Origin of the sequence: Nocardia sp. NPDC059154 (assembly GCF_042755705.1) — a bacterium.
Taxonomy (GTDB): domain Bacteria; phylum Actinomycetota; class Actinomycetes; order Mycobacteriales; family Mycobacteriaceae; genus Nocardia.
Genome location: NZ_JBHZCS010000015.1, coordinates 115,668 through 125,453, shown reverse-complemented (window position 1 = coordinate 125,453; position 9,786 = coordinate 115,668). Strand labels below are relative to the sequence as shown.

5 protein-coding genes are annotated in these 9,786 nt (G+C 68.4%); 3 read left to right on the top strand and 2 right to left on the bottom strand.

The features are described from left to right. From ACFXN1_RS15915 to ACFXN1_RS15905, 3 genes are all read left to right on the top strand, one after another. On the top strand, positions 1–4,033 hold a 4,033-nt coding region (locus tag ACFXN1_RS15915), incomplete at its 5' end, for a type I polyketide synthase (RefSeq protein WP_379463614.1). After that, a complete protein-coding gene (locus tag ACFXN1_RS15910) occupies positions 4,030–4,788 on the top strand; it encodes a thioesterase II family protein (RefSeq protein ID WP_379440848.1) in 759 nt (252 codons plus the stop codon). The genes ACFXN1_RS15915 and ACFXN1_RS15910, both read left to right, overlap by 4 nt. Then, the gene (locus tag ACFXN1_RS15905) at positions 4,782–7,043 is read left to right on the top strand and encodes an MMPL family transporter (protein WP_379440850.1); all 2,262 of its coding nucleotides are present in this window, start codon (positions 4,782–4,784) and stop codon (positions 7,041–7,043) included. The genes ACFXN1_RS15910 and ACFXN1_RS15905 overlap by 7 nt, the downstream gene beginning before the upstream one ends. A 43-nt stretch (positions 7,044–7,086) precedes the next feature. On the opposite strand, the gene ACFXN1_RS15900 is transcribed toward ACFXN1_RS15905, so the two are convergent. Continuing rightward, complete coding sequence (locus ACFXN1_RS15900; RefSeq protein WP_379440851.1) at positions 7,087–8,640, bottom strand: MFS transporter; 1,554 nt, start codon at positions 8,638–8,640, stop codon at positions 7,087–7,089. A gap of 213 nt (positions 8,641–8,853) precedes the next feature. Further along, positions 8,854–9,774, bottom strand: a complete 921-nt coding sequence (locus ACFXN1_RS15895) for an SAM-dependent methyltransferase (RefSeq protein ID WP_379463613.1) — start codon at positions 9,772–9,774, stop codon at positions 8,854–8,856. Positions 9,775–9,786 lie beyond the last annotated feature (12 nt).

Below are 9,786 nucleotides of genomic sequence, written 5' to 3'. Positions count from 1 at the left end.
CGAGTTCTTCGGCATCGCTCCGCGCGAGGCGCAGGCGATGGATCCGCAGCAGCGGCTGCTGCTGCAGGGCGCCTGGCGGGCGTTCGAGGACGCCACCCTCGACCCCCGGCGCCAGTCCGGGTCGAACACCGGTGTCTTCGTCGGCGTCATGGCCAACGAGTGGGCGACCGTGCACATGCGCGACCACGCGCGCATCACGCCCCAAATGGGTTCGGGTAACGGCTATTTCATGACCGCGAATCGGATCTCCTATCAGCTGGACCTGAAGGGCCCGAGTCTGGCCATCGACACCGCCTGCTCGTCCTCGCTGGTCGCGGTGCACCAGGCGTGTGTCGCACTGTCGGCAGGGGAATGCGATCAGGCTCTCGCCGCCGGGGTGAACATCACCGTCACGCCCGCACTCAATGTCTTCTACACCCAGGCCGGCCTGTCGGCCCCGGACGGGCGGTGCAAGCCGTTCAGCGGCAAGGCCGACGGCATCGGCCGCGGCGAGGGCGTCGCGGTGGTGGTGCTGCGGCGGCTCGCCGATGCCCTGGCCGAGGGTCTGCCGATCCACGCGGTGATCAAGGGCAGTGCGGTGAACAACGACGGGCGCAGCAACGGCATCACCGCGCCCAACCGCTGGGCACAGCAACAGGTGATCGCCGAAGCCTACCGGCGCGCCGGCGTGTCCGCGGAGCAGGTCGCCTTCGTCGAGGCACACGGCACAGGAACGGTTCTCGGCGACATGATCGAGGCCAAGGCGCTGGGCGCGGTGCACGCGGTCGAGCGGCCGCGGCCGTGCGCGATCGGGTCGATCAAGGGCAACCTCGGCCACACCGAGGGCGCGGCCGGCATCGCAGGTCTGATCAAGGTGGCGCTCAGCCTGCGCCACCGTGTCGTCCCGCCCACCAGGTTCGCCGCCGACGAGAATCCGCGGCTGCGGCTGGCCGCCCACGGGCTGCGACTGCTGCACGAGCCGATGCCGTTGCCGGACGGCCCGATTCACGGCGCCGTCAGCAGCTTCGGTATGGGCGGGACCAATGCGCACATGCTGCTGGCCGACGCTCCCGCGACCAGCGTTCCGTCGGCGACCGGCGGTGGCGGCGTGCTCACCGTCTCCTCGAACGACCGGGATGGCCTGCGGCGCAACGCCGCCCGGCTCGCCGAGCACATCGACCACGATCCCGCCGCGCTGAATCGGCTGTGCTGGTCGAGCAATCTGGTGAAGTCCTCCGGTCGGCATCGACTGGCGTTCGCGGTCGGCGACCGGACGGAGGCGGTGTCGGCGCTGCGGGCGTTCGCCTCGGGCACGGGGCCCGAATCCGGTGTCGCGCAGCCGTTGTCGATCGGCTGGCTGTTCACCGGCCAGGGCTCGCAGTATCCCGGGATGTCGCGCGCGCTGCACGAGCGCAGTCCTGCCTACCGGCGGGCGCTCGCGGAGCTGGACGCACAGCTGGCACCGCACCTGCACCGCTCGGTGACCGAACTGCTGCTCGGCGGAAGCGAACTCGTGCACCGGACCGAGTTCGCGCAGCCGGCGATCTTCGCGGTCGAGTACGCGCTGGCCAGGGTGCTGACCGACCTCGGCGTCGAGCCGGCCTGGCTGCTCGGCCACAGCGTCGGCGAATACGCGGCCGCCGCGGTCGCCGGAGTCTTCGGCCTGGACGACGCGTGCCGGCTGGTCTGTGCCCGCGGCCGGCTCATGCAGCAGCTGCCCAACGGTGGAACGATGCTCGCGGTCCGCGGCACGACCTCCGAGCTCGCCAAGTTGATCGCCGCCGAGCCCCATGTCGCGGTGGCCGCGGTGAACGGTCCACGGGAGCTGGTGCTGTCCGGTGCCGCCGATGGCGTCGGACGGATCGGTGCGGTGCTCACCGACCTCGGGATCACCGCGCGCCCGCTCACCGTCTCGCACGGATTCCACTCGCCGCTGATGCAGCCGATGCTCGACGCCTTCGCCGAGGTGGCCGGCGAATGCCACTACCGCCGGCCCGAAATCCCGGTCTATTCGAGCGTGCGCGGACGCCTGCTCGACGCCGACGAGCCGATGGACGCCGCCTACTGGGTGGAACACGTCGAGGCCACGGTGCGGTTCGCCGATGCCGCGGCGGCCGCGCTGCGGGCCGAGCCCACCCACCTCGTGGAAGTGGGTCCCCGGCGCACGCTGGCCCCGATGGTCGGCCGCGCCCACGCCGAGCTCGACCTGCCGATCCAGGTGCCCTGCCCCGGACCGGATGCGACCGGTCACGAGCTCGACTCGACGGTCGCGGCGCTGTATCGCGACGGTCTGAACCCGGACTGGGACGTCCTCTACGAACCCGCCGCCCGGGTGCGGCACCGCATCGGCGGCTACGAGTTCGCCACCACCCACCGCTTCTGGACGCAGGTGGAAGCCCCCGCGCCCAGCACCGAAACACCCACTCCGACCACACGGCACACGACGGACACCACCATGGATCAACTGATCGAGCTCTTCCGCGAGCAGGCCGCCATCCTCGCGGCCGCGGCCCGGAACACTTCGGCCACACCGGAAATGCGGGTGCAGCCCACCCCTGCTGAGCAGGGTCCGGCGAGCTCGGCTGCCGTCCGCGCCGAAGTCGCTCGGGTCAGCGGGTTTCCGGCAGACAAGGTGAGCACCATCCAAACCCTGGGCGGCGAACTGGGATTCGACTCGATCATGATCGCCGACCTGTTCGGCGGCCTCGCCAGGAAGTTCCCGGGACTGGTCATCGAGCCGAATTGGTACACCCCCGCAACGACTCTCGGCGATGTGGCCGCACTCGTCGCCCGTCACCGCGGCGAGCACGCCGTACCCGAACCCGTCGCCGAACCACGACCGGCCGTCGAACCCCAGCATCGCATCGCGGATTTCCCCGAGGTCAAGGCTTTCTCGGAGCGCATCGCGCTGGCCGAGTCCCTGGGCATGTCCAACCCCTACTTCCTCGTCAACGACGGAGTCACCCGGGACACGTCGGTGATCGAAGGCCGCGAGGTGCTGAACTTCTCCAGCTACAACTACCTAGGCCTGTCGGGACACCCCGCCGTCGTGTCGGCGGTCCAGGACGCGGTCGCGCGGTACGGCAGCTCGTGCTCGGCCAGCCGGCTGCTCTCCGGCGAGAAACCGATTCATGCCGAACTCGAGCGGGAACTCTCCGCCCTGCTGGGCACCGAGGATGCGCTCGCGATGGTCAGCGGGCACGCCACCAATGTGACGGTGATCGGGCACATCGTCGGGGAGGGCGACCTGATCGTGCACGACAGCCTGGCGCACGACAGTATTCTGCAGGGCTGCAAGCTCTCCGGCGCCACCCGGCGGCCGTTCCCGCACAACGACCACGAGGCACTCGACCGCCTGCTCACCGAGATTCGGCATCAATACCGGCGAGTGCTCATCGTCATCGAGGGCGTGTACAGCCAGGACGGTGACATCCCGGACCTGCCCGCGCTCATCGCGGTGAAGAAGAAGCACCGCGCGCTGCTCATGATCGACGAGGCGCACAGCATCGGGGTGCTCGGCGCGACCGGTGCCGGCATCGGCGAGCATTTCGGCGTCGACCGTGCCGATGTGGAGCTGTGGTCGGGCACCATGTCCAAGGCGCTCGCCGGGTGCGGTGGGTACGTGGCGGGTAGCGCCGAGCTCATCCGATTCCTCAAATACACCACGCCCGGATTCATCTACAGCGTCGGCATCACCCCGCCCAATGCGGCGGCATCGCTGGCGGCGCTGCGGCAGCTGCGGTCCCGGCCCGCGCTGCTCGAGCAGCTGCGGACCCGGTCGGAGCTGTTCCTGAAACTGGCCAGGAATGCCGGTGTCGACACCGGCGACAGCTTCGCCACTCCGGTGATCCCGTGCATCGTCGGTGATTCGATGAAGACGCTGGCACTGTCGAATGCGTTGCTGCGGCGCGGAATCAACGTCAATCCGATCCTGTATCCGGCCGTGCCCGAGAACCTGGCCCGGCTGCGGTTCTTCGTCACGGTGTGCCACACCGAGGAGCAGATCCGGCACACGGTGCGGGTGCTGGCCGAGGAATTGGCCGCATTGCCATGACCCGGTACCTGATTCGGCCCGGCGACGAGCAGGGCCTGAGGTTGTTCTGTTTCCATCACGCCGGGGGCGGCGCCTCGCTGTTCCACGGATGGCAGCGCGCGCTGCACCCGCAAGCGACGGTCTGGCCGGTGCTGCTGCCCGGCCGCGAGCGCCGCGCCGGAGAGGCTCGCTTCACCGATATCGAAGCACTGCTCACGGAGCTCGACGATCAGCTGGACGAGTTCCTCACCGAACCGCACCTGTTCTTCGGGCACAGCATGGGCGCTCTGATCGCCTACCGGTTGGCCTGCCGCCGCCATCGCGGTGGGCGAACCGCTCCCCGGGCGCTGCTGCTGTCCGGGTATGCCGCTCCCCCGCTGCCGGTGGCGTTGTCGCCGACCGACGCCCTCGACGACGCGGCATTGATCCGGCTGCTCACCGACCTCGGCGGGCTGCCCGCAGATCTGCTGGAATTTCCCGCGCTACTGGGCGATCTGGTCGCGACGACCCGTGACGATCTGCGTCTGTGCGCAAGCGACTCCCAGGCCGCCGAGCCACCGTTGCCCTGCCCGATCCACGTCTTCGGCGGCGACGCGGATCCGCTGGCCGGCGAACTCGACCTGGCCACCTGGGCGGGGTGCACCACCGACTTCCATGAGGTACGGATCCTTCCGGGCGATCACTTCTACCTCACCGAACACAAGGAACTTCTGTTCCGCCACCTACGGCAGCTGCTGCGCCGATACACCCGATCCGAAGCGAGCCTGCCATGTTGAGACGCCTAGCCACCGCCACCGTCGCACACCCCAGGCTGGTCCTTGCCCTCACCACCGTCGTCCTCGTGCTCGCGGGCCTGATGGGGGCCGGGGTGTCCCAGCATTTGAAGGTCGGCGGATTCGACGATCCGCACTCGGAGTCCGCCCATGTCCAGGACGCCCTCGACACCCGGTTCGGCGGCTCCCCCGATCTGATCCTGCAGGTGACCGCGCGCGGCGGCGATGTCGGCAGCCCCGAAGTAGCAACGGCCGCACAGGAATTGACACAGAAGATCGCCGCGGAACCGGACGTGGCGGTCGTGGGCTCGTACTGGTCCACCGGCACGCCGGAGCTGCGCAGCGCGGACGGCCGTTCCGGATTGGTGTTGCTGCATCCGAACGGCAGCCCGGAAGCGGCGGCCCAGATCACCAAGCGGATCGTCGACGACCTGCCCACCGACGACCCGGCGATCGAGGTGCGGGCGGGCGGCAAGCTCGGCCTGACCAACGACATCGAGAGCCGGGTGCACCGCGATCTCGTCGTCTCCGAATCGATCGCACTGCCCGCGACCCTGCTCCTGCTGATCGTGGTGTTCGGCGGCGTGATGGCCGCACTGCTGCCGCTGACGGTGGGTGTCGTCTCGATCGTGTCCACCACGGGGGTGCTCTTCTGGCTGGCCCATGTCACCGAGGTGTCGGTGTATGCGCTCACCGTCGCCACCGCCTTCGGACTCGGGCTCGCAATCGATTTCGGCCTGCTGACGGTGTCGAGATTCCGCGAGGAGCGACAACGCGGTCACGAGCCGGAACAGGCTGTCGTGGAGGCTGTCACGACAGCCGGGCGCACGATCCTGTTCAGCGCGGCCACCGTCACCGTCGCCATGGCCGGAATGCTGGTGTTCCCCACGTCTTTCCTGCGGTCGGTCGGTATCGCCGCGATCGTGGTGGTGCTGCTGGCCGCGCTGGCCGCGGTCGTCGTCCTGCCGGCGCTGATGAGCCTGCTCGGATCCCGCGTCGATGCCCTGGCATTGCGCCGGCGCCGGGATCGGCTGGCGCAGCCGTCGCGATTCTGGCGGCGCACCGCGATGGCCGTCACGCGCCGGCCGCTGCGGGCCGCGCTGGGAGTCATGGCGCTGCTGCTCCTGATGGGAATCCCGTTCGCGCACGCACAGTTCGCGACATCGGACGAGCGGGCGCTGCCGGCCGACTCCGCTGCCCGGCAGGTCACGACATCGATCCGCGACGACTACCCGGCGGACATGTCCAACGCCGTCACCGTGCTGTCCGATCACGACCCGCAAGCGCTGGAACCGCTCGCCCGGCAGGTCTCGACCATGCCCGGCGTCCGCCATGTCGACGGCGCCTTCGGCCGGTACGAGGGTGGCGTGCTGGTGACCGCACCCGGGCCGGATGCCGCCCGATTCCTCTCGGGGACAACCGGATTCGTAGAGGTACAACCGTCGACGACCGTCCAGAGCCCGGCTTCGCAGGCTTTGGTGCGCGCGATTCGCGCACTACCGGGTGACCATTCGGTGGGCGGGCCGACAGCGTCGCTGATCGACAGCCGCGCCGCGATCACCGGCCGGCTGGCACCGGCGCTGGCGATCATGGCGGGAGCGACATTGGTGTTGCTGTTCCTGTTCACCGGGAGCATCGTGGTGCCCATCAAGGCGCTGGTATTGAACATCTTCATGCTCTCGGCCGTGCTGGGCGCCCTGGTCTGGGTGTTCCAGGACGGTCACCTGGCCGGGCTGCTCGGTTTCACCCCGGCACCGCTCAATATCGCGATGGTGGTGCTGCTGTGCTGCATCGCATTCAGCCTCTCCGTGGACTACGAGATCTTTCTGCTCGGCCGCATCAAGGAGGCACACGACGCCGGCGCGGACACCACCGCGGCCACCATCGAGGGCCTGGGCCGCGTCGGCCGCATCGTCAGCAGCGCGGCGGCCCTGCTCACCGTGACACTGCTGTCGTTCGCGACCGGCCTGTCGTTCATGCAGATGTTCGGTATCGGCACCGCACTGGCCGTCCTCGTCGACGCCACCTTGATCCGCGGCGTCCTGGTCCCGGCATTCATGCGGATCGCCGGCGACCTGAACTGGTGGGCGCCACGACCATTGCGCCGGCTGCACGCCCGCATCGGGTGCAAGGAATCGTCGACGGTCCCCAGCCCGCGGGTGCGGACACCGATGGTCGCCGAAGTGATCGCCATCGACAGGCCGTCGAGCGCCGGTGCGGCGACAGGTTGTTCGGTCGCAGGACAACTCGCGGGATGATGCCCCTTCGCGCGGCACTCGGTCGGACAAGGAAGTTCGATAGTCAGAGATCGTTCGGGTCGTGGTGTTCTGCGCGTCGGGGCACCGCGAAGAATCCCGCGAAGACGGCGGCGAGAATTCCTACGCCCCACCACAGCGTGAGCCCGAACGTGCGGGAGAAGTTCTCGGCGTTGGCCTTTTTGCCTGCGTCGCTGAGGATTTCGGTGACCCGATCGGGCTTTCCAGACTGGGTGGACGGACCCTGGATCGCCTGGCAGCTCGCAGGGGTCTCGGCGGGGTTGGTGCCGGCCGATCTGTCCTGCACGCATGCCCGGAAGCCGGAGAGGATCTGCGTCTGCGCTTGTGTGTTCAGGCCGGCCGCAGTGAATTCGGTGCGGACCTGGGGTGCGACCACGTCGACGCCGCGGCCGGAACCACTGTCGAGCTGGGCGAAGAAGACCACGCCGGCGAGTGCGACCCCGAGTGCGATGCCGAGCTGCTGAGCGGTGTTCAACAGGCCGGACGCCGAACCGGCATCGTCCCCGGGGACCTCCGCCAGCACGAAATCGATGGTCGGCGAGACGATCAGGCCGAAGCCGAGACCCGAAATGGCCAGCGGCGCAATCATTTCCCACGAGGTGATCGCGGGACCAAAGTGCGACGCGGCCCACACGTAGCCGGCGAAGCCCGTCGCATTGAACAGTGCCCCCGCCATCAGCACTCGTCGCCCGTACCGGGGTACGAGCACCTCCACGGAAATGCCTGCCGCCGCCGCAGCGCCGACAGCGAACACGCCGAAGGTCAGACCGGCCCGCAGCGGCGACCAGCCGAGGCCGACCTGCATGTAGAGCGTCCAGACGAGGAAGAAGCCACCGAGCGCGATCCAGAAGATCAGCCAGAGCACACTGCCGATCGAGAACGACCGCCGCCGGAACAATCCGAGCACGATCAGCGGTGAACCGACCGTCCGGGCTCGCCGGTTCTCGTGGACGACAAGGACCGCAAGCATCGCGACCGCGCCCGCCATCATGACGAAAGTCCAGGCCGGCCAGCCGAATCGGCGTCCCTCCGTGAGCGGGTACACAAGCATCGCGATCGCGGCCGTGGCGAGGGTGGCGCCGATTAGGTCGAGCTTCGGAGCGGTCGCGGACCTCGATTCGCGCACCACGAACAGGGCCGCCACGACGGCCGCGATACCGACCGGGACGTTGACCAGAAAGATCGGCCGCCACTGGAGGTCGAACACATTCCAGTCGACGAGCACACCACCGACGGTCGGCCCGACCACTGCCGCCGATCCGACCACAGCACCGAAGATGCCCAACACCCGGCCGCGCTCTTCGCGCGGGAATGTGACGTGGATGATCGCGAGGATCTGTGGCACCATCAGCCCCGCGCTTCCGCCCTGCAGAAACCGCGAGACGATGAGCATGCCGGGGCTGACGGCGATGCCGCACAGCGCCGAGGCGATGGTGAACCCTGCAACGCCCGTCAGGAACACCCGGCGGCGGCCGTAGATATCGCCGAGCCTGCCACCGGTGATGAGGACTGCCGCGAACGCCAGCACGTATCCCGCGACGATCCATTCGAGCTGCGCGTACTGCGCCCCGCAGGTCACGTTGGATGCTCGGCACCGCGACATTGACGATGGTGGAATCCAGCAGATCGATGAACCCCGCGACGAGGACCACGGCGAGCGCGATCCAACGTCTGCGGTCGGGCGGCGTGCTGGGTGCGGAGTGGTCGCGGCCGGGTGAATCCGCATCGTCACAGTTGTTTTGTAGGGCGGCACATCGGCCGTCCGGTCGGGCTTGCGGCATCGCGGCGTGGGTTATTTCCGTATGGTGGCGAGACTCATCAGGGACGGGTCGAAATGCCCCACCGGCCCCTTCCCGGCGGGCACGGCACGCCCCAGGGATGTCAGATAGTCGACCAGACCGGTAGCGGCACCGCTCCAGCCGTGAGGCAGGAACCATTGCACCGCTTGGGTTTTGCCCTCGTTGTAGATCAGACCGGCCCACTGCGCGCCGCGACCCTGGTCGTAACTGTCGGGATCGGTCGACGGAGTGGTCATCGCCGCATACACACCGGAATCGATCGTGGCCATCTCTTCGACGCCGAGCCAGCTGCCGGGAGCGGAGAGCGCGTTCAGGGTTTCGAACAGTTGATTCTGGGCGTCGGGGGTGAGGTAGATGACCAGGCCCTCGACGAGCCACGCCGTCGGAACCGACTGATCGAAACCGTTCTCACGCAACGCACTTGCCCAATCATCACGAAGATCGACCGCGACCTCGTGACGCTCGGCGGTCGCCTGCGCACCGGCATCGGCAAGCACGTCGCGTTTGAAATCGAGCACCTGCGAGCGGTCGAGTTCGTAGACGACCGTGCCATCCGGCCAGGCCAGGCGGTACGCGCGAGAGTCCAGACCGGCAGCGAGGAGGACGACCTGACGCACACCCGCGTCCGCAGCCGAACACAGATAGTCATCGAAGTACCGCGTCCGCGCCGCTTGGAAATCCTGAAACAGCGGTCCGAAACCGGCAGCGCGCAGGGGATGATTCTTCGTCTGCTCCGCATCGGCGCCGAACAACGCCGCCCACTCGTCGCCCGCGGCACGACAGAACACCTCCGCGAACTGATCCACAGCCAATGCCTGCGGATGCCGGGCCGCCAGGCCACGGGCCGCCGCGACGAACAGCGCGGTAGCACCGACACTCGTCTTGATATCCCAGGAATCGTTGTCATTACGCATAATCATCACTTT